The organism is Paenibacillus alginolyticus DSM 5050 = NBRC 15375 (genome assembly GCF_000422905.1).
GTDB lineage: Bacteria > Bacillota > Bacilli > Paenibacillales > NBRC-103111 > Paenibacillus_E > Paenibacillus_E alginolyticus.
Map to the genome: position 1 here is coordinate 26,167 of NZ_AUGY01000065.1, position 22,537 is coordinate 48,703.

The 22,537-nt window shown below is 45.3% G+C and carries 16 protein-coding genes and 1 pseudogene; 11 read left to right on the top strand and 6 right to left on the bottom strand.

Annotated features, from left to right (window positions below; translation table 11 throughout):
- The first annotated feature begins 61 nt into the window (after positions 1-61).
- Positions 62-925: a phytanoyl-CoA dioxygenase family protein gene (locus G519_RS0125575; RefSeq protein ID WP_029197113.1), complete on the top strand. Its 864-nt coding sequence runs from the start codon at positions 62-64 to the stop codon at positions 923-925.
- A gap of 167 nt (positions 926-1,092) precedes the next feature.
- Here the strand turns inward: G519_RS0125575 and G519_RS0125580 are convergent, their stop codons facing one another.
- Positions 1,093-1,482 carry a PaaI family thioesterase gene (locus G519_RS0125580; protein WP_029197114.1) on the bottom strand — a complete coding sequence of 130 codons (390 nt, stop codon included), beginning with the start codon at positions 1,480-1,482 and terminating at the stop codon, positions 1,093-1,095.
- A 153-nt stretch (positions 1,483-1,635) separates the two neighbouring features.
- Positions 1,636-2,709, bottom strand: a complete 1,074-nt coding sequence (locus tag G519_RS0125585) for an LLM class flavin-dependent oxidoreductase (protein WP_084160339.1) — start codon at positions 2,707-2,709, stop codon at positions 1,636-1,638.
- 172 nt (positions 2,710-2,881) lie between these two features.
- Here G519_RS0125585 and G519_RS0125590 point away from each other — a divergent pair, with 172 nt between their 5' ends.
- Complete coding sequence (locus G519_RS0125590; RefSeq protein WP_029197116.1) at positions 2,882-3,256, top strand: winged helix-turn-helix transcriptional regulator; 375 nt, start codon at positions 2,882-2,884, stop codon at positions 3,254-3,256.
- Between the two features lie 57 nt (positions 3,257-3,313).
- Here the strand turns inward: G519_RS0125590 and G519_RS0125595 are convergent, their stop codons facing one another.
- Positions 3,314-4,384 carry an SDR family oxidoreductase gene (locus G519_RS0125595; RefSeq protein WP_029197117.1) on the bottom strand — a complete coding sequence of 357 codons (1,071 nt, stop codon included), beginning with the start codon at positions 4,382-4,384 and terminating at the stop codon, positions 3,314-3,316.
- A 237-nt stretch (positions 4,385-4,621) separates the two neighbouring features.
- On the bottom strand, positions 4,622-5,179 hold the full coding sequence (locus G519_RS0125600; RefSeq protein WP_029197118.1) for an NADPH-dependent FMN reductase: 558 nt from the start codon (positions 5,177-5,179) through the stop codon (positions 4,622-4,624).
- Positions 5,180-5,873: 694 nt separating this feature from the next.
- Here G519_RS0125600 and G519_RS0125605 point away from each other — a divergent pair.
- A complete protein-coding gene (locus tag G519_RS0125605) occupies positions 5,874-9,572 on the top strand; it encodes an OmpL47-type beta-barrel domain-containing protein (protein ID WP_029197119.1) in 3,699 nt (1,232 codons plus the stop codon).
- 455 nt (positions 9,573-10,027) lie between these two features.
- Positions 10,028-11,647 (top strand): cellulase family glycosylhydrolase, encoded by a 1,620-nt coding sequence (locus G519_RS0125615; protein ID WP_029197120.1) that lies wholly within the window; start codon positions 10,028-10,030, stop codon positions 11,645-11,647.
- A gap of 26 nt (positions 11,648-11,673) precedes the next feature.
- Here G519_RS0125615 and G519_RS0125620 read toward each other — a convergent pair whose 3' ends face one another.
- Positions 11,674-12,702 (bottom strand): LacI family DNA-binding transcriptional regulator, encoded by a 1,029-nt coding sequence (locus G519_RS0125620; protein WP_029197121.1) that lies wholly within the window; start codon positions 12,700-12,702, stop codon positions 11,674-11,676.
- Between the two features lie 224 nt (positions 12,703-12,926).
- Between G519_RS0125620 and G519_RS0125625 the strand changes: the two genes are divergently transcribed.
- The 6 genes from G519_RS0125625 (at position 12,927) to G519_RS0125650 (ending at position 21,797) form a co-directional block, all read left to right on the top strand.
- Positions 12,927-15,212, top strand: coding sequence for a helix-turn-helix domain-containing protein (locus tag G519_RS0125625; RefSeq protein ID WP_029197122.1), 2,286 nt, complete (start codon positions 12,927-12,929; stop codon positions 15,210-15,212).
- A gap of 164 nt (positions 15,213-15,376) precedes the next feature.
- Entirely contained in the window at positions 15,377-16,300 is a 924-nt protein-coding gene (locus G519_RS0125630; RefSeq protein ID WP_029197123.1) for an ABC transporter permease, read from the top strand.
- A gap of 54 nt (positions 16,301-16,354) precedes the next feature.
- Complete coding sequence (locus tag G519_RS0125635) at positions 16,355-17,245, top strand: carbohydrate ABC transporter permease (RefSeq protein WP_029197124.1); 891 nt, start codon at positions 16,355-16,357, stop codon at positions 17,243-17,245.
- A 57-nt stretch (positions 17,246-17,302) separates the two neighbouring features.
- Positions 17,303-18,880, top strand: a complete 1,578-nt coding sequence (locus G519_RS0125640; RefSeq protein WP_029197125.1) for an extracellular solute-binding protein — start codon at positions 17,303-17,305, stop codon at positions 18,878-18,880.
- A 110-nt stretch (positions 18,881-18,990) separates the two neighbouring features.
- Entirely contained in the window at positions 18,991-20,337 is a 1,347-nt protein-coding gene (locus G519_RS0125645; protein WP_029197126.1) for a glycoside hydrolase family 30 protein, read from the top strand.
- Positions 20,337-21,797, top strand: coding sequence for a glycoside hydrolase family 30 protein (locus G519_RS0125650; RefSeq protein WP_244280219.1), 1,461 nt, complete (start codon positions 20,337-20,339; stop codon positions 21,795-21,797). Before G519_RS0125645 ends, G519_RS0125650 begins: the two co-directional genes overlap by 1 nt.
- Positions 21,798-21,906: 109 nt before the next feature.
- Here G519_RS0125650 and G519_RS50495 read toward each other — a convergent pair whose 3' ends face one another.
- Positions 21,907-22,059: a hypothetical protein gene (locus G519_RS50495; RefSeq protein WP_154669613.1), complete on the bottom strand. Its 153-nt coding sequence runs from the start codon at positions 22,057-22,059 to the stop codon at positions 21,907-21,909.
- 225 nt (positions 22,060-22,284) lie between these two features.
- On the opposite strand from G519_RS50495, the pseudogene G519_RS51690 reads away from it, so the two are divergent.
- Positions 22,285-22,537, top strand: a pseudogene (locus G519_RS51690) (IS4 family transposase); the annotation flags it as partial.

Genomic DNA, 22,537 nt, shown 5'->3' on the forward strand with positions numbered 1-22,537 from the left:
AGAACCTTCAATCCTTTCATAGGGGTGAGGGTTCTTCTGTAAATATAGAAAGGTGATAGAGATGGAGGAAGAAAATAAGAGTGGATATTTAACTAAAGAACAAATTGAATTTTACAATGAGGAAGGATACATCGTACTTGATCGCTTTTTAACCAATGAGGAATTAGCGCCTGTACAGGAAGCGATGACGTATAAGGTTTCCATGATTGCCGATGAATTGTTTCGTGACGGCTTGATTGAAGACAAATTGGTTGACCGCCCATTTAAATATCGGCTTGCGGAACTTTTTCAACATTTAACCGCTGAAGATTTTTTGAAATACGGGCGAAGCTGGCGTGACCGAATACCTGGTTATTTTCATTTAATGAGCAACATTAAAATTCTTAATGCGGTCGAATCTTTGATTGGAGGCGAGCTCTTTTCGAATCCGGTTTATAATGTTAGGCCGAAGATTCCGAGGGTTGCCGCTGGAGCAGTACCTTGGCATCAAGATAAATCATACTGGCCGGATGCCAATTCCAATCCAGTCATCACTGTGTGGATCCCTTTAGTCGACGCAAACGAAGTGAATGGCTGTTTGCATATTAAACCGAAGACACATCGAAAACCACTTTTGAAATGGCACCAAGAAACTGAAACTGGAACTGGTTACACGGCATTGAAGGAAAGTCAATTAGGGAACACAAAGACTGTTGTATTGCCTGTCTCCGCTGGCAGCGCGATATTATTCAACGACCGCTGTCTCCATATGTCAACACCGAATCTATCAAATGAAGTCAGGTGGAGCGTGGATTTACGTTACCAACCGACAGACCAGGATCCTATGTTAGCGCATGGAGCAGGATTTTTGGCCAGGAGCTACAAATATCCAGAGAGGGTTGCTGCTCTTGAGGATTGGTTAGAGGGACGTCCTGAGCACTTGTAGAGTTCGCATGTTCTCGAGTATTGCTGCGAGTCGCTACGTTCCCTTAGTGGAAGCATATTCCTGGTAGATGGATGCATGTCCTTATGAACCCAAGAACCTATGAAGAAGCTGCCCCTCTAATGAATTTATCATTATTGGGACAGCCTTTTCATTTCTATTAAGCAAAATCATTTTTTGTCAATGATTGCGACCGTACAGCGAGAAATACATATGAGTTGATTATTCTCATCGGATATTTTAATTTCCCACACCATTGTTTTTCTGCCTTTGTGCAAAGGAGTTGCCACAGCTGTTACGATACCATCTCGCTTACTTTTGAGGTGATTGGCGTTAATTTCAAGTCCTACAGCTGCATGTTTTTCTTTATTGATATTAATTTCAGATGCAATAGAGGCTGCGGTCTCAGCCAATAGTACAGAAGCCCCTCCATGTAAAATCCCCGCTGGTTGGTGAGTTGCCGGACCGACTGGCATCGTCATCACAACGCGATCTGGAGTTAGCTCTACGATCTCAATACCAAGCGTACGGATAGCAGTGTTCTGGCTTCTTTCTTTCATAAACGCAATAAAGGAATCTTTATCCATGCCGTAGGACTGATAAATTTCTTCGGATACGATCATAACCATAACCTCCCTAGGGTTTAGAAAATAGTACGAATCCTTACGTCAGCAACAGAACAACTTTGTACAAATCACAATGATTATCTCATCTTATTTCTTGGCTTCGGTTCGGGAGAGCTCCTGTCGTACAATTGGCGCTACTTTGGTGCCTAGCAGCTCGATGGCACGCATGACCTGATGGTGCGGCATTGTGCCAACATTTACATGTAGGAAGAATCGCGTGATGCCCAAATTTTTACGCAGTAAAAGGATTTTTTCTGCGACGTATTCAGGGTCACCGACATAAAGAGCGCCTCGAATACTGCGCGCAGCATCAAAAGTTCCACGGTTGTAATTCTGCCCCCAACCCCGTTCACGCCCGATAACGTTCATTTGGGCCTGCGTGGAAGGGAAGAATAAATCGGCAGCCTGTTCGGTCGTTTCTCCGACAAATCCGTGTGAGTGCGTCGCAATTGACAGCTTGTCAGGATCGTGACCGGCTTTCATCGCAGCCTCTTTGTAGAGTGCAACTAAGGGAGCAAAACTCTCTGGCATTCCGCCTATAATGGCAAATACGATCGGTAGACCCAGCGTTCCTGCCCGAATAGCGGATTCAGCACTCCCGCCGCTTGCGATCCATACCGGCAGCGGGCTCTGAACGGACCGAGGATAAACACCGAGATTATGGATGGCAGGACGGTGACCACCGCGCCAAGTTACTTTTTCAGAAGATCGGATCGCAAGCAGCAGTTCCAGCTTTTCTTCGAACAATTCGTCATAATGATCCAGACTATATCCGAAAAGAGGAAAGGATTCAATGAACGAACCCCGGCCCGCCATAATTTCGGCTCGGCCGTTAGAGATGCCGTCAAGGGTTGAGAAAGCTTGATACACGCGAACCGGATCGTCTGAGGACAGCACGGTAACGGCACTGGTGAGCCTAATTCGCTTGGTCATGGCAGCAACTGCTGCCAGCACGACAGCCGGCGAGGTACCAGCGTAATCGGCACGATGGTGCTCTCCAATACCATAGACATCTAGTCCGACCTGATCGGCCAGTACAATTTCCTCAACCGCATTGCGCAACCGCTCGGCATGGCTGATGACCTCTCCTGTCACTGGGTCTGGTGTAGTTTCCAAAAATGTACTTATTCCTATTTCTATGTTGGTTGTTATATCGGCCATACTATTTCGCCTCCTTCATTATCTATATTAACTCATTTATTTATGGTTTCTCAAATATAGTAAGAGAAGAGAGAGTGGATCGAAGACATTAGTACGATATTATAAAAACGTAGGGGTTGCACCCGTGAGCTTCAGACGGTATGGTAAAGGTCAGGGAGGCGATGTGAATCCTATGCTGGATCCGGGGAAAACGTATAATACGGCCGTGGAAGTGACACTCGAAGTGATCGGTGGCAAGTGGAAGCCAGTCATTTTGTTCCATCTCACGTTCGGAAAGAAACGCAACGGTGAGCTGATGAGCTTGATGCCAACGGTTACACAAAAAGTGCTTACTCAGCAGTTGCGAGAACTAGAGGAGGATGGGGTTGTTACCCGATTTTCATATAACCAGGTGCCGCCTAAAGTCGAGTATGAGCTATCCGAATATGGCTGGAGTCTAAAGGAGCTTCTTCATTTCATGTGCAGATGGGGAGATAGGCATGTTGAGCGTGTGTTTGGTGATACGGTCAAGATTTTGGAAAAGTCGCCACACTTGAATGAAACATGATCAGTGATATGACAGAAACCGGTCTCTGGATTTCAGAGGCCGGTTTCTTATGTGATGTCATGGGATAACTTTGCGTTGTCGTAAATCATCAAATATGCTTAGGAACATTGCTTCTGTATCAATGAACTCGTGAAAGCCGAAACGACGCGCTTTCGTGCCGTCAGCAAAAAAGTCATAATCCCAAGAAAAGACAAAGTCACCGAATCGCCAGGAGGAAACGTCACTATAGGTGTTATCTACTAATTCATGCTTCTTCACCATGTTGTTCCATAACGACTCTTTGTCGGCCATAACAACATCCAAGGACATCTGCAGCGGAGGTGCTGTTTCTAGACCGAAATATGTGGCAATCTTTGGCCAAAGCTCGTTCCACCGGAAGAGATCTCCGTTCGTAATGTTGAATGCTTGATTCGCGCAGCGTGCATCTGTCGCTGCCCAAACGGTGGCTCTGGCCAATAATCCTGCGTCGGTCATCTCCAGCAGGCTGTTGTAGGCACCCTGCTTACCAGGAAAACGGAGCGGCAACCCTAGTTCCTTTGACATGGAAGCATAAATTGCAATTACCATCGCTAGATTCATTGGATTGCCCAAAGCGAATCCACAAACAACGGAAGGGCGAATTGCTGACCATGTCCAGCTGCGACCTTGCTGCCGATTCTCGAGGAATTGCTGTTGGTCGACATTAAACTCAGGCGGCATGTGATACGCATCTGTTTCCCGAGCTGGTGTCTTGAAGGGACCCAGGTGAGCGCCATATACTTTGTAGCCCTGCATAAGACTGATATGCTGGAGGCATAGAGAGATTGGCTCGATCTCATTGACGATGTTGACGAGCATGGCTAAGTTCGGGGAGACCAATTCGGCCCAGGTAGGACGGTCTTGGTAAGCAGCGTAGAAGATATGGGTGACTTCTGTTAGACTTCCTAGTTTCTCATGGGTATCATTTTCATTAAGCAGATCGACGGCTATATATCGGACTCGGTTGTTGGACTCCCCGCCTCGCCGTGACACACCAATGATATCCCAGTCGTCTAGCTGCTCCAGATATGCGATAAGATTTCTTCCAATTACGCCGTTAGCTCCAACAACAAGAGCGGTTTTGCGTGGCATGGCTTCTTTTGTTTTCATAATATATCCTCTCCTTCTCCGTACTGGTTTCATCATCATTGTGCACTTTGGAGTGTGGAATGAAAAGTACGCACTTTGATGTCATATAGTTACTTTGAAGTAATAAATGGCAGTGGAGAGGGAGGAGCTTGAGAGTATAAGCGTAATCGTTACTCGAAATAGTGAATTAACAAATAAACAAGCTGGATCAGGCGAACCCTATCCAGCTTGTTTGTTTGTATTCGATTGGTTGGAGTGTTAACGCAACGATTTTAACGCGCCGCTCCAGGCGACGACTTGATCAAACAGCGTGTTGGCTGCTGCTTCCTGGTGAGGTGCAGGCTTCACAATACTGTAGTTTTCAAAATCCGTAAAGAGCGAAAGAGTGACTTGAGCACGTACGTCTGCCACATGCAGCTCCCCTAAGATAAGTCTCAAGTTTTCTGCCGCACGAGCCCCGCCTGTGCCACCTCCGTAGCTAACGATGCCAGCCGCCTTATCTTTCCATTCATTAAAAAGAAAATCAATGGCGTTTTTGAGCGCTCCAGAGACCGCATGATTATACTCAGGCGTTACAAAAACAAAGCCATCATACGAATGGATTGCTTTCGACCAAGCCATTGTATGCGACTTCTTGTATTGAGCCAGCATAGGCGGCTTTGGTTCATCATAGAGCGGTAAATTGAAATCTGCAATATCCACAATTTCGTATTCAGCGTCACTGCGTTTTTGTGCAATTTCATGAACCCATCGAGCGACTGCTTCACCTCTGCGTCCTGGTCGCGTGCTGCCAATTATGATTGCGATTTTTAGCATTGTAATTTCCTCCGTAACGTTGTTTGTATTTTATAGTCCATTTTGTTGTTCAGTTCCAACATCCCCCTTCCGTATATGCCTGTGGAAAATCTTAACAGACGGCTTCCTTTCATTTCAAACGAAATTACTGTTATAACCAAAGTTTCCGTTACTTCATGTGGAGGGGGAAATTTCCTTTTTATCGATTTTTATGGTGAGAATATTTGTGAGGGAGTGTGAAGTTATGTTTTCAAGAACTTCGGTTTAAAAATTCCCCAAATGATGATAATTACGCTAAAGAAAGAAAATCATTGCTACAAACTGATCAAGTACTTATATGTGAACTTTATTGCTTTGCCTGCTGCCTAAGAGATCGGTGCACGTAAAATCGTAAAAAATTCCATGTGAATCATAAATTAACTAATACAGAATTTTATCGATTCATTATGATTGTAATTGGAAGCGTTTACTAGACTCACGAGGAAAGAAGGGGTTCGTAATGAGTAGAAGTTAAGTCTGATTTTAGCAGTAATGGTTTCAGTATGGGATCGAGTGAATGTCCGCGTTTACTTCACGACTGTCCTATACGGAAGTGCGGATTAAGCGCGGAAAACGCGCTTAATCGAGCGGGCCCGAACAAATAAGCGCGGAAAACGCGCTTTCAGCAAGCCAAAGCCCGTCACTTTTAATATACGAAGAAAAAGGAGGATTTCAGATGCTTAAGCAACATGTTCAAAAAAAGATACTAAGCTCAGCTCTTTCATTTGCACTTGCTTTCTCGTTTATAAACCTGTCCGTTCTTCCAGCATCAATGGTTCATGCAGATACACCGGATATCAACAAACTCAACTCCTCGGTAACGGATTCTGTTTATTTACCTCCAGCAACGGGTTCAGTCAATTTGTTGGATCCATCTCGTTTTACTCCACAATCAGGCGTGAATCTCAAGGTAAGTTCAGAAGCTTCTGATCATCCGAGTGTTGACGCTTTGCGAACAGGTGGCAGCGGTTATTGGCGTATTTCTAGCTCCAATGTGTATCTGAGTAACTATTCGCCATCCCAATTAACATTAACCCTCGACTTAGGCGCTCCAAAAACGATTGATAAACTATACCTTGAAATACCCAACACAATTGCCAATATCCAAAGCAATGCGACAAGATTTGAGGTTTATTACACAAATGACCCCAATTCTTGGGCAAGCGCGCCTACGGCTTCTGACTCAGTGAATAATTACAACTGGAAGGCTAACGGTTGGACGCTGGCCGGCGGTACGGAAACGGAAGGGTTATGGTCTTATGTCACTTACAACGGACAACAATGGGGCTATGACACTAAGACATTTCTGTTTCCGTTTACAGCCCGGTATGTGATGATCAACACGGTACTGGTTGGTCCCAGTGATAAGCGCGCGAATGATACCAGTTCGATGATGGGCATATCCGGCTTGGCTATATACGGCAAAGATTCGGTAGCTTACACAACCGCACTGGTTCCGGCTAAAGACACCTACAGTACATGGGATCAGGTCGCACCTAAATCAACAACGATAAATCTTGCTAACGGACAGGCGCTTACGAGTATTACCAAAGGTGATACTACGCTTCGTCCGAATATCGATTACTCGGTAACTGGCAGCACGGTTACGTTCACACTTCCATACCTGGCCAAACTGCCGCTCGGCACGAATGAATTCATCTTTCATTTTAACAGCGGCAATCCATCCATATTTGCTTTGGACGTGACAGCTCGCGGTTATGGCGAGAATTACAAGACGATTAAGATGAACGCAATTGAAGGCGTATCTCCTTATAACATTTTGGGCGGTGCCATGGAGACGGACGAACCGGTTGAAGGCGTGACCAAAAGAATAAGAGACGCTTACCACGAATTTTACGGTGATCAGCCGAAAGCGACTGCTGCCGACGACCATATTAAGAGCGTATGGGACAGTACCTTGCAAAAAAACGTATTCAAAGTCATTGCCAACGGCAGAGGTTTGAATAATGAATTCCTTGATAAGGTTCGCGACGGTGAGTATGGACACAAAGGTGTTTTTGACCGAAATTTAGGCTATGTGGTTGACGGTGCGGCTGTCACGGATAGGCAGCGAATTGAAATTCGTCCCAGCGAAGATTCAAACAGTGATTTTGTAGCCTATGAAGGCGACTTGGTTTCCTATGATTGGCTTTGGAATATTCCAGACGGCAACCAATGGAATCAGTCGAACTTCAGACATATTTTCCAATTAAAGGCAGTGAATCGCCAAGCACCAGATACTTTACCAGGTGGAAACAACGGCGGTGAAAACGGCGCCTATATCATGGCGATGTCGATTTCGGGCACGAACAGCAGGGATCTTGTTGTGAATCATAACCGATATGACGGCGATAAGACGATGATGCGAATTCCGTTAAAAGAAATCGATGGCCACTGGATAAAAGTTGAGCTTAAAGCGCTTATTTCGGATAGCGGCTGGTTCACAATCAAAATAACGGATACGACAACCGGTAAGGTATATACGTATGATAGCCCTGATGTTTATCAAGTGTTTACTAATAAAGGTGCAAGCGACGGTACGAAAGATTTATGGAGAAGGCCGGAAAGAATCGGCGGCTTTGAGACGGAGTACCCAGCTGCTTTTGATCAATATTTGCGTCCAAAATGGGGTATTTACCGCAGCTCCGCTAACGGAACCAACTCTGCCTATGATGCTTCGCTTCAGCTTGCCGATATCACCATAAGCAAAGTGGCATCAGGTCTGTCATCAGTTAACCTTGCGCTTAATAAAAAAGCATATAATGTAGGCCCGACGGCTGGAGCCAACCCGCTTCAGATCCAATCTGCTATGGCGAATGAATTCGGCAATGCAAACAAATTAGTGAGCGGTGTCCTGGAAGACCCGACAAAATGGAATGTTACCAACATTACAAGTCTGGATCAAATAGGAAACTATTCATGGCTGGGCACCGAAGGAGAGAAAAGAGGCAGCTTCGTCCTAGACCTTGGGCAGGCGATGGATTTTAGCCAAATCAGATTGTTCGCCAAATCCACTAGGTTAAAAGGTGCAACTGTTTATGTATCTGATGATTTCGGAAACCATACATCGGCTGCAGATTTTGACGCCATGACATTTAAACAAGTGGATAGACAGATAGACCAAGGTTATACGTATGCAACTGGCAACAATAATGGGGGAATTGATTCGGAAGATGGTTCCTATCCAATTAACCTTGGTAAGACCTATCATTCCAGATATATCAAAGTAACGGTAGAGAACGCATCTGGCGGCAATTCTGGGACGGATCTAACAGGACCTCCACGCCTTACTCAAGTTCAAGTGTATAATGCGCCACGTCCTCCACAGAATCTTAGTATTGAATCAAGCGGTTCAGCTAAAATTATGAAATGGGATTCCAATGACTTAAGTGAAGGTTACACAGTGTATAATGGTACAACGGTACTTGCTGACTTACCGGCAGGCACCACTAACTTTACGTTACCAAGCAGCATAACCGATGTGTCCAAAATAGCCGTAAGGTCGAAGGGAACTGATCCGAATTCCCGCAAGTTCATGATATCGGCACCAGCTTTAGTGGCAGATCCGCAAGATGTGACTTCGCCTAAAACGGAAGCACGGATCGAACCGGCGCTGCAAAACGGCTGGCTGAACACGGATGGGTCCGTCGCTCTAACGGCACATGACGATCTCTCCGCTCTAGCAAAAACGGAATACAGATTGGGGGATAGCACGGAATGGCAATCCTATACCGGGCCAATCGCCTTCAAGAATGAAGGCGTGAATCGGCTACAGTTCCGTTCTGCTGACGCTGCGGGCAACATCGAGCAAACGAAGGAGCTAAGCGTCCAGATTGACAAAACGAATCCGGTTTTTGTTCTGAATGCAAACGGTGAACCGCTTGCTGAAGGCGCTGTGTTCTCCGACGACCGCTCGATTGCGCTGCTCATGAACGCGAACGATGCACTGTCCGGCATAGCGAGCCAGGAACTCAGCCTGGACGGAAAGCGTTTGGACAACGGCGCTTCCGTTGATTTGGCCGGCAAGCTTGGCCTCCATACGCTGAAGATCGTCATCACTGATCAGGCCGGCAATAAGACGGATGAATCGGTCCGCTTTACGATTGCAGCCACCCTCGAAGGAATGACCAACTTGATTGACAGCTATGCCAAAGCCGGCGAACTGAAAGGACCGCTGGTTAACCAGTTGCGCAACAGTCTGGACCAGGCACAACAGCAACTGGGCAAAGATGATATAGACAAAGCAGCCAAACATATGCAGGATTTTCTCAAGCATCTGAATATTAAGTCGATGGCGGATAACGTCTCTGAAATAGTGAAGTCCATTCTTACGACTGACGCCAACGGTTTGATCGAGGTTTGGTCTACGAAGTAAAGCACAATAACCTACTGTATTTGCAATAGCATTCGGCCATTGTTAAAGGTCGGATGCTTTTTATATGCTCAAATGCCTTTAAGGAGTCGTGTTAAAATATTTCGTTGAAATCGATTTCATTTTCTCATATAATATCCAAATAAAGGGATAATAAAAATCAGCAATTGGATTTATAAAGAAATCAATAACTAATTTACATTTCAAAATAAAATCGATTTCATTTTAGGAAATGAAGGCAGATGAGAACAGGGAATGACTAACCACCAAGAATTTCAGAGGAAGGTGGACGAATCATTCTTTTTTTCATAGAAAGGAAAGCCCTATCATGAATGAATTCATAATGGAGGTGATGTACAGAGATCGAGTGAAGGATAAGGAGGAAGCGATCGTGATGTTTGCCAGCGGATATCCTTTGTGCGCAATTTCCAAGATTTGAACTCAAAAGGAGGATTACTATGAATTTTAAGAAAGTATTATCTCTTCTGTTGGTTTTTTGTTTTTCATTCGGATTGCTGATTACTGCTAACCCGACCACTGCTCGTGCAGCAATCGGCGCCAGTGATTTCCTAAAAACGAGCGGTACAGTTATTAAAAACAATAATGGCTCAGGCAGCGTTGTTAATCTGCATGGAACGAACCTAGGCGGTTGGCTTCTTGAAGAGAATTGGATGGCGCCTTTAGGGGGCGTTGACGAATGGACAGTACGCCAAACGTTGACCAATCGATTCGGAGCGGCGACTACGGACAGCATTATTGCTGGGTACCAAGATACGTGGATTCAGGCAAGCGATTTGGATAACATCAAGAATATGGGTTTGAACTTCGTTCGCGTTCCGATTTATTGGGAAAACTTGATGAATCGAGATGGTTCAATGAAATCAGATGCTGTCTCGTTCCGTAAGCTTGATTGGCTAGTAACGCAAGCACAGCAGCGAGGCATTTATGTACTTCTCGATTTGCATGGAGTCCCAGGTAATGATGATGGTTGGCAGAGCGGCGGACGAGACGGTGTCAATGAACTATGGACCAACACAACCTATCAGGCTTGGACCGTGCAAATTTGGCAGCGTCTAGCAACTCATTATAAAGGTAATCCGACAATAGCCGGCTACGACCTCTTGAACGAACCGGTTAGTAATAATAGCAGCCTGTCTATTAGTCAGATGTATGACCGGCTTTACCAGGCAGTACGTGCTATTGACCCGGATCACATGATTTATGTGGAAGCCTTTGGCTACTGGAACAATATTGTCTCGCCATCTACTTATGGTTGGACGAATGTCGTCTATGAAGTGCACAACTACAATTGGAGCAACACGGATTATAATAGCCAATCAGCAAGTGTGAATCAATGGTTTACCGATATCATTTGGCATCAACAGAATTGGAATACTCCGGTTTTTGCCGGTGAATTCACACTTTGGGAATTTAATGACTTATGGGAAAAATATTTATCGGGGTTAGATGCGCTGGGTGTTTCGTGGACCAACTGGACCTATAAAGTGACAGGTGGCGGGAATTGGGGCCTATATCAAAACAACAGCAATGCATTTCCGGATATTAACAATGACAGTGCTTCAACGATATCATCCAAACTAACCAAATTCTCAACAAATTTTTTCCAAGCAAACACAAACCTACAGAATATCTTCAAAGCTTATTCGAATCTAGCGGGGACGTCCAGCATTAAGGCAGTTGCAAATAACAATTACGTTACCGCTGAGAACGCAGGCGCCAGTCCGCTTATTCCGAACCGCACAACGGTGGGTGGTTGGGAGAAATTTATTCTGGTGAATAATGCGGACGGCACGGTATCGTTCCTCTCGATGGCGAATAATAAATACGTCACTGCGGATCTCAACCAAGGCGGCAGATTGATTGCTAGAGCGCAAGGGATTGCCGGTTGGGAGAAGTTTAAGAAGGTGACGAATCCAGATGGGACAGTGGCGTTCCAAGCCATGGCGAATAATTTATTTGTATGTGCGGACCTAAATGTGGAATCCGGGACACTTGTTGCCAATAGAAGCGCAGTTGGAGGAGCCTGGGAATCATTTGTTATAACCGCCGCACCTTAAAAACACGAAAAAAAATGGGCAGGGGATCATTTCAATGATTCCTGTCCATTTTTTTTGAAGTCTGAGGAACCGCGAATCAGCAGTTCTGAATCCACTTTAAAAACACGATTCTCCGCATATTCGTTCTCATTCATCATGTCGATTAATTTCTCGACGAGAAGAGCACCCATGGTGTACTTCGGCTGATTTACTGTGCTTAAAGGAGGGGTGATATATTTACTGATTCGATTATTATCTACCCCGACAACGGCTAGCTGCATGGGGATTTGGATACCAAGTTCCGAGCATGCCCGATACACACCAAGTGCCATCTCGTCATTGGCTGAATAGACGGCAGTAAAGGGGATCTTCTTAGCAAAAAGTCGATGAATAGCTTCATATCCGCCCGTTTCATTAAAGTTGCCGATTTCAATTAATTCGGGACGAAATGGAATGTGATGCTCTCTTAATGCTTTCAAATAACCTTCTAATCGATCATAACTGTCAACAGCATGGGCAGAGCCGTTAATAAAGGCAATTTCTCGATGCCCAAGTTCCACAAGATGGCTGATAACCTTCATCGAAAATTTCACATTATCAGTTACAATGCAGGGGATTCGGTCATGATCAATCTGCTTTCCAACAATGCCAATGGCATACCCATTATCTGCGATTTGTAAGATGACTTCGTTAGCAAGCATGGGTGCAACCATAATAACACCGTCGATGGTACGCGTAGTTAACAAATTCAAGAATTCTAGCTCTTTTTCTTCATTATTTTCGGTATCGCAAATCACCACTTTATATTTCTTGGAATAAGCGATGTTCTCAATTCCCTTAATGACTTCGGAAAAGTAGGAGTTGCTAATATCCGGAACGATGACCCCTATAGTCATTGTTTTTTGCGAACGAAGATTTTTTGCAGCGGCATTGGGTTGATAACCGAGCTCGTTAATGATTTTCATGACTTTATCTCGAGTTTTAGGCGTAACCTTGCTGCTGTCATTGAGAACGCGTGAAACCGTAGCGGGAGCAACGCCTGCTCTGGTGGCGACGTCAATAATTTTAATTTTCATATCCATGAGTATCAACCTTCTATCCTTAGTAAAAACATTTTGTGATCTGCTACACCAAGTATAAAATAGTTTGAAATCGATTTCAACAAAGAATGTCAACAATACGATCCTACAAAGAAAAACGTTGGTTTGCACACCTATATTGAGATTTTCAAAAACAAATTGAATACGGTTTCACGCTAGTTTATAATTAAATGAAATCGATTTCAATGAACGAGGTGACGATGTTGAAAATAAAAACGTCCAATTCCAACGTGAAATTCTCCGCTTCCATTTTTCGGTCTTTTACGTTGACCATCGCTTTAACGATTGTGATGCTGTCGGGAATTCTACACGTTTATTTTGAAGATATTTCACTCAAACAGACGTACAGTTCCACGTTGAATAATCTAGCACAAACGAGCCAAGAAGCGTCGATCATGGCGGTTAACGCCAGCACGTTTGCTAAACAAATTTATAACGACATGAATGTGTCTAAATTACTTTACTTCTCATCGGGAGATCCTCTCGATACAAGTACGGCGATGGCTCAACTGAACTCCTATCGGGCTACATCTCTTTTTATCGATTCCATCTACGTTTATAACTATCAAACGGATACGTTTTATACGAGCGCCGAGATCAGTGCCAATTCGGTCTGGAAATCGAACGAGTTTTACGATACGACAGCCGTACAAATGGTTAAGCATGTTTCGGATTACAAGACGTTAATGCCGATCCCGCGTAAAATTCCGTATGAGAGCCTAAAGCTAAACAACCAAGAGAAGGAACGGGATTGTTATACCTTTTTGTTGTACGACACTCTTTCCCATAAAGATGAGAAGAACGTCATTATCGTTAATATATCCGAAACGCAGATGCACAAAAATATCGACGGCATGATCGCCACTTCGGACAGAAATACATTTATCATCGATGATCGCGCAGTTCTCGTTACGAACAGCTGGAAGAATGCTATGTTGACGGACCTTACCCATAAACCATACATCCAAGTTGTACTCGGAAGCGGCGAAAATGAAGGATATTTCGTCTCCGACGTGGATGGGGTTAAATCCTTAGTGACGTATACGGCTCCCGATGTTCTGGGTTGGCGTTATATTAGGATTGCCCCTTACAGCGTTATTACAAGCGGTATCAATCACATGAGGCTTTATACGATCGCAATCGCAGTAGCTATATTACTTCTTGGACTTCTAACTTCCTACCTGATTTCGCGAAAATTATCCTTGAATGTTAACCGCAAGTTAATAAAGCTAACGACGCTTGAGACGGAACGAAGAAACCATTCCATGGCGCTGCGGCAAGATCTCGTTCGCAATCTGCTGTTAGGATCGGGCAGCTGTCATCCGCAAGATTTGGAAGCGAAGTTCAAGTTGTATGAAATCCGTTTGGAGCCTAAGAAGTATTTTTCCGTGACGGTGCTGAAAATTGACGCCTATCGGGAGCTAGTAGAGAAGTACAGCGTAGGTGACAGAAGCCTGCTCAAGATAGGGATTATGAACATTGCTCAGGAGTTATTGAATGCCTATTGTCCATCTTTTGCAGTGGATATGGGAGATGATCGTATTGCCATACTGCTGAATATAGGGGAACCCGCTCCAGTAAGTGGGTGTAACTTGCTAGAGAGTCTATGGCGTCAAATTCAATCCTCTGTGCGGGACTACATCAAAGTATCCGTATCCATTGCTGTGAGTACGACTGGTGATGACGCTCGCAGCGTCAGCCGCTTGTATACCCAGGCTACGGAAGCCTTATTTCATCGGCTTTTCTACGGACATGAGTGTCTGATCTACGCGGAGCAAATCGAGTCATTGAAGGCCAAATCCTATGTGTACCCGATTTCCAAAGAGAAGGTGCTGATCGAAGAGCTGATGCTGGGTCGAATTACCGAAGCGTCTCGTATATTCCGCGAGATCGTCGAAGAAACGGCCGGCTATTCCTATATGTCGTATCATCTGGCTGTGTCACACTTGGCTTTTGCCGTGAACAACGCAGTTTCCACGATTCAAAAAAATAATGATATCTTCTGGGATTTGAATATCAATGCGCTACTTTCCGGTCTAAATGATGCGGAACTAGTCGAAGACATGTACCGTCCGTTCTTCAATGTATTCGAGCGTGTATCAGCAAGTCTGGAAGATAAGAAAAATACAAGGCACGACGAAGTGGTGGGTAAGATCATCGCCATTGTGCAGCAAAAATACATGTTTCAAGAGCTCTCCCTAGACACCATTGCCGAGGAGATGGGTTTGTCTGCTACCTATATCGGACGGTTATTCAAGAAACATACGTTAAACACCATTCTGAATTACATCATTGAAGTAAGAATGAACAAAGCGAGGACGTTATTACATACAACAGAGCTTCCCATTGGGGATATCGCGGAACAATCAGGCTTCTCAAACAGTCCGTATTTCTACAAAGCATTTAAAAAAATCAACGGTGTAACCCCGGCTGACTTTCGCAAAAACGGAAGATTGCAGGACGAAGAGGTGCGTGAGATCAGTTAGCCCCAAACAACGGAAAAAGTGATCTGATGCGGAGAAAAGCTATTCGTAATGAAGCAAAAAATGATAATGATCGCATATTTATAGTTGCCCCAACCTTGGCAGAAGGCCTAAGATTGGCCTTGCAAACAACAAACACAATCCAAGAGTTCGGAGGTGAGTAAGCGATGACGGCTTTAAAAGGCTTCTGGACGGAATTGTCCAGGAACAAAATCATGTTTCTGATGGTAACTCCTGCAATCCTTTTTTTTATCGTATTCAGCTACATTCCTATGGCGGGAATTTATCTGGCCTTCACGAAGTTCAGCTTCGACGGAGGAATTTTTGGCAGTGAATTCATCGGTATGATGAACTTTAAGTTTTTGTATCAATCGGGTACGCTGTGGAACTTGACGAAAAATACGGTCTTGTACAACTTGGCCTTTATTTTCATCGGTAACTTCCTGCAATTGGTCTGTGCGATCTTCTTGAGCCAGATTGCCAACAAATACTTTAAGAAAGCAACGCAATCCATCATGTTTTTACCGTTTTTTATCTCATGGGTTCTTGTAGGTGCTTTCGTATTCAACCTGTTCAACTCCGATACCGGCGTGATCAACACACTGTTGAAGCAGTTAGGTTCGCAGCCTTATGACTTCTATTTGAATACGGCGCCGTGGAAGTACATCATTGTCTTTTTCAATGTCTGGAAAGGACTTGGGTACGGAACGGTTATTTACTTAGCCGCCATAATGAGCATTAGCGATGAGTACTACGAAGCAGCGGAAATCGATGGAGCTCACATTTTTCAACAAATTCGTCACATCACGATTCCGCTTTTAACGCCAACCTTTATTTTGCTCGTCATTTTCAGCCTTGGCGGCATTCTCAAAGGGCAGTTTGACCTGTTTTATCAAATTATCGGCAACAACGGCATGTTGTATGATGCAACGGACATTATTGATACGTATGTGTATCGGGCGTTAGCGGTCAATTTTGACATTGGAATGGGATCGGCTGCAGGCTTGTACCAATCGTTCTTTGGCTTCCTGCTAGTGATGACGGTCAACTTTATTGTGAAAAAAGTTCGCGAAGATTACGCATTATTCTAAAGAATTGCTTACGAAATCAGTTTTGCAAAAGCAAAACGCTTAGGAGGGAGTACCGTGAGACGCAAAAAGGACTCGGCGACGATGGCTTTTATGGTCATCGCTTATGGAACGGTAGCGTTCTTGACTATACTCTGCCTGCTGCCGTTCTGGTTAATTATTTCGGGTTCGTTTACGTCGGAGAATGAAATTATCGGGGAAGGGTTTAAGCTTTGGCCGAATGATCTGTCTATCGATGCTTACAAGGCGGTCTTCACTAACCCTGAGCAAATATTTCGCGCCTATTGGGTGACCATTTGCCTCACCGTTATTGGCACTTTCATAGGCTTGTTCTTAACGTCCATGGCAGGCTATGTGCTTGCCCGTAAAGATTTCAAATACCGTAATTCCATCGCCTTCTTCATGTACTTTACGACACTGTTCAGCGGGGGCTTGATCCCATGGTACATACTCATCGTTAAGTATCTGGATTGGAAAGACAGTTACTTAGCTATGCTGATTCCCGCCTTGATTAGTGCCTGGAATATCATTCTGATGAAGAACTTTATGAAATCGATCCCGGACTCCATCGTTGAATCGGCTCGTATAGACGGTGCAAACGACTTTACGATCTACAGCCGTTTGATCCTGCCATTGTCTACGCCGGGGCTCGCTACAATTGGCCTGTTCCTTGCACTTGGCTATTGGAACGACTGGTTCACCGCCAACATCTTTATCACGACGGAAAGCAAGTTTCCGCTGCAGTTCTTCTTGTACAAGATTCTGGCGAATGCCGCCGTACTGAGAACGGACATAGCCGCCAACTTGGCTGCCGTCAATTTCAAAGCCCCTGCGGAGACGCTGAAGATGGCAGTTGCCGTCGTCGTTACAGGGCCGATCGTGCTTCTGTATCCATTTGTACAAAAGTATTTCGTCAAAGGACTGACGATAGGTGCAGTCAAAGGTTAGAACCGGTTTCACGGCTAACATAGATATCGTTTATCCACTTTTAAGGAGGAGTCATAATTGAAAAGAAAGATCGGAACTATTCTAGCAGGTGTCATGCTGGCTGCCACCGCTTTATCGGGTTGCAGCAGCAGTACAGGAACGAAGCCTGGAGCAACTACACCTGCGAAGACAGAAGGAAACCAAAGTGCAGCGCCTGCAGCGACAGGACCGGACATTACAAAATCGGTTGAGCTCGTTTGGTACTTGGTAGGTGACGCCAATAAGGATACACCTAAGGTTATGGACGAATTCAACAAAATGCTGAAGAAGGACTTGAACGCAACCGTTAAATTGAATTTCACCACGTGGAATGATTGGCAAACCAAATATAACCTGCTGCTGACAGCGGGCGAGAAAATTGATATGATCTTCGCTTCTTCTTGGGCAGGCTACTTCAAGTATGCCAAGCAGGGTGCATTCACGGATCTGACTGCTTTACTTCCCAAGTACGCGCCTCAGGTTCAAAAGCAAGTTTCAGCGCAGGACTGGAGTGACGTCACTATCGGCGGCAAAATTTATGCGGTTCCGAACACGAACCCGGAATACACGCCGAACGGTATCGTTTACCGCGAGGACTGGAGAAAAGAGTTGAACCTTCCAGAAATCAAAGATCTCGCTTCGATCGAGGCGTATTTGGATGGCGTCAAGAAAAATAAACAGAATGTGATCCCGATCAACGGAAGTGCGTGGAACGAAATCAGCACCTTATTCTCAGCAGTTCAAGGCTATCAGACAATTGGCGGCGAGAGCGGCGTTGTCGTAGCTAAAAACTACAACAGTCCTAGAGATATTGTCGCTTACCCATTCACACCGGAATATGAGGCTTGGGTGAAGAAAATGAAGGAGTGGGCGGACAAAGGCTACTGGTCAAAGAACACACTTTCCTCCAAACAAGAAGCGGGTGACCTGATCAAGACGGGCACGGGTGCCGTTTACTGGCGCAACCCTCCAGGCGCAGCCGGATTCATCACAGACGTGCAGAAGAAAGATCCGAAGATGGAAATCGGATACTTCCCGTACACTCGTATGCAAGGCTTCGCTATGCCGACGATGGGTATTGCCAACGGTATGGCGATTCCGAAGAGCGCAGCCAACCCGGAGCGTTCGCTCATGGTACTTGAGAAGATCAGAACCGATGCGAAGTATTATAACCTGATCACATATGGCCTTGAGGGCTACCACTATGATTTAGTTAACGACGGTAAGAATATTGTCACTCCTTCCAAAAGCCAAGATGCTGCGAAGGTCCAAGGCTACGGTATTGCCGACTGGGGCTGGAGAAACAAGCCGCTTATGAAAGCAGGCGTCGGCGGTTGGGATGGTCTGGATAAACTGAACGAAGAATTCTCCAAGATGAGCAAACCGGACATTTTCTCACCGATTTCTATGGATTACGATGCAGTGAAGACAGAGTACGCTGCTGTCAATCAAGTCATCGACCAATACGGTAAGCCGCTCATGATGGGATTGGTACCGAATGTGGAACAAGCGATCAAGACTTACCAGGAAAAGCTGAAAGCAGCAGGTATCGATAAAGTTCTCGATTATGTGAAAAAGCAAGCTACAGCTTATTACGATGAAAAAGGCATTAAGTAAGAATAAATAACTTGAAGAGCATGAGGTCGAATGGGCAGCTGCCAGCGTGATCGTCTGCGGCTGGTCATAGGCCTCTTGTTTTTTTAGAATCTATGGAGGAGTTGACAGGGATGAGTAACATACAAGTATGGCAATCAACGATTGATGAGTCGAAGAAACTTGCGCAAATGGAATCGATTAAATTCGCTGAAAGCATAAAGGAGAATACGGAATACGTCATCACCATTGACGAGGCGGTCACCTATCAACAGATGGACGGCTTTGGAGCTTCTTTTACCGATGCTTCGGCCTGGCTAGTGGTACATGCTTTATCTGAGGAGCTTAGGGACGAACTCATGCGGAAGCTATTTGATCGGGAAGAGGGCATTGGGATTTCGTTCCTACGTCAGCCGATGGGAGCGAGTGATTTCGCTTGGAAGATCTATAGCTATGACGATGTTGAGCCTGGAGAAAGCGACTATGAGCTTGCGCGGTTTTCTATCGATCACGATCGGTGCTACATTTTACCTGTTATCCATCAGGCTTTGAAGCTTAACCCTGAGCTCAAGGTGATGGCTTCGCCGTGGAGCGCACCAGGCTGGATGAAAACGTCCGACGCGATGATCGGCGGCACGTTGAAGCCGGATTGCTACGGGGTTTATGCAGACTATTTCGTCAAATTCCTTGATGCCTATGAAGCGGAGGGGATTCCGATCTATGCCGTTACGATGCAAAATGAGCCGGGCTACGAGCCGAAGGAATACCCGGGTATGATTGTGAAGCCGGCAGAGGAAGCCGCGTTTATCAAGTCACATTTGGGACCACGCCTGGCTAAGAGAAAGCAGCCGACCAAGATCATGTGCTATGACCATAACTGGGACGTCCCCGGCCATCCTCGCGAAATATACGAAGATGCCGAAGCAAACCAGTATGTCGCCGGTACCGCTTGGCACGTGTATGGAGGACGCCATGAGGCCATGTCACAGATCAAGGAACAGTTCCCGGACAAGGATGTTTGGTTTACCGAGGCGTCTGGAGGGCAGTGGATTCCGCCGTTCCACGACGCGTTCATGGACCAAATGAAGCATGTGATCCGCACGACAAGAAACTGGTCAAAGTCTGTTATTTGGTGGAACATAGCTTTGGATGAAAACAATGGGCCAACTGTCCTTTCGCGCAGTACGTGCCGCGGCGTAGTCAAGATCAATCAGCAGACAGGAGAGCTAACGTATAACCTTGATTACTACACCCTTGGCCATATCAGTAAGTTTGTGAGTCCGGGCGCTTATCGGATTGACTCCAATACGTTTGAAGACGACTTGGAAACGGTAGCTTTTTCCAACGTGGATGGTTCCAAGGTATTGATTGTTTCAAACCGAACGATTAAGCCGAAAACAATCGTTGTTGCCATCAGTGAAAGGACGTTCGAGTATACCATTGATGGGGAAGCGGCCGTTACTTTTAAGTGGGATCAGTGATGAGAAAATTAATGCGAACACCGAGTGTGGTGGGCATTATCATTGTGATAATTACAATGTTCGGCCTTTTTCAGTATGATCTTCATTCGTCGAAAAGCCCAGTTAACGTGTGGATCACCACAGCCGATCAAAGTAAGCTGCTTCATCAAGAGGCAGCTCTGGCTTGGACAAAGGACAACACATTGAATGATTCTACCATTGTCATCGATGGGGAGAAGGCGTATCAGCAGATCGACGGCTTCGGTGCGGCTATGACGGATTCGTCCGCCTGGTTAATTGCGAATAAGCTGAGTCCTGAGCATAGAAGCGTTCTAATGAATAAGTTGTTCGATCATATGCAAGGCATCGGCATTAGCTATTTGCGGCTTCCGATGGGAGCAACGGATTTCTCGCTAAAGAGCTATACATATGATGATATGCCAGAAGGGCAGACGGATCCGAAGCTGGAGAATTTTACGATCGAATATGACAAAGCTTACATCATTCCGACTCTGCGTAAGGCTAAGGAACTTAACCCGGACTTGAAAATCATGGGCTCTCCCTGGAGTGCACCGGCTTGGATGAAGACGTCAGGTTCCTTAATTAAAGGAAGCTTGAATCCGGACTTTTATCAAGCCTATTCTGATTATTTCACGAAGTTCGTTCAGGCCTATGGTGCAGAAGGATTGCAGATTGATGCCGTAACACCGCAGAATGAGCCCCACTTTGAGCCTGACGGATATCCGGGGATGAGGATGGAACCGGCCGACCAAGCGAATTTTATCAAATCTCATCTGGGTCCGGCCTTCGAGAAGGCAAAGCTTGAAACGAAGATCGTGATATGGGATCACAACTGGGATGAACCTTACTATCCGATACAGATTCTGGTCGATCCGGAAGCAAGCAAATATATTGCTGGCTCGGCGTTTCACGGTTATGCAGGCGAAGTGTCCAGCCAGCAAAAGGTGCACGATTTGTTTCCGAACAAAGACATTTACTTCACGGAGAGCTCGGGCGGAGAATGGATGACTGATTTCGCAAGCAGCCTGAAATGGGATATGCAGAACCTTATCATTGGCTCAACTCGGAATTGGGCAAGGACGGTGCTGAAATGGAATTTGGCCCTTGATGAATCGTTCGGGCCCAAGAACGGAGGCTGTCCCAACTGTCGCGGCTTCGTGAAAATCGAACAGAAGACCGGGGCGATCTCCTATAACCCGGAGTATTATGCTTTCGGGCATGCGAGTAAATTTGTAAGAGCAGGAGCTTATCGGATCGATTCGAACACGCTCGGCAGCGGAAATATCGAGGATGTCGCCTTCCGAAATCCAGATGGATCCGAGGTGCTTATCGCGTTTAATTCTGCTGCGGAGAGCCGATCGTTCAAGGTGACGCGGGGAGGCAAAGCGTTCAATTATACGCTTCCTGCAGGCGCGGCTGCTACATTCGTTTGGTCGGGGGAGAAGAGAAGCGCGAAGTAGATGAGATATCCAAGATGATCAGGGAAATGTTAAGGATACGACTCATTTGAACAAGAAATTTTCCTTGTCATCCGAAAAAATAAAACCGCCATCTTAGGCGGTTAACGAATTAAGGTTCATCGATATATTCTTCTTCGTTCGGGATGCTGTTCAAAAGGTTTTTATCTATTTTTTTCTGATCTTGCTCGGTGTTAGTGTCACAATTAACTATGCAGTTCATTATTTCTTCGGAATTGTCTTGAATATTTGTGTACTCAACCATGTTCGAACCTCCTTTCATGAATTAGAGTTTCCAAGATCTAGCTATTTATGCGAGTATGATTTGACGCTAAGACAATACATCATTAATGCCAATGAAAAGACCATTTTACAACTTCAAGTTGTATTTCGTACAGGTCTGTTGATTATCCATAAAATGGCAGGGAAAAAGGCCGCTCATTCGGTAAACTGTTTGTACCCCTACAAACATCCGAAAGAAGGCGACCTCATGAAAAAGTCTACTATGTTCTCGAATATTCTGCAAACAATTATACCGAAAGAAGAAGTGCTTCCTCTCATCAAAGAAGCCGGATACGTTGACACTGGGCGGAAATTCAAAGTTTATGATCTCTTTCTTTTTTTGTCCCAAGCTGCTCTTGGGCAATGGGACGGCTACCGTGATGGAGAAAAACGCATGCCTTCCTCTGGGATGGCAAAAGCTGATCACTCCACGATTTCAAAAAAAGCGAAAGATGTCCCAT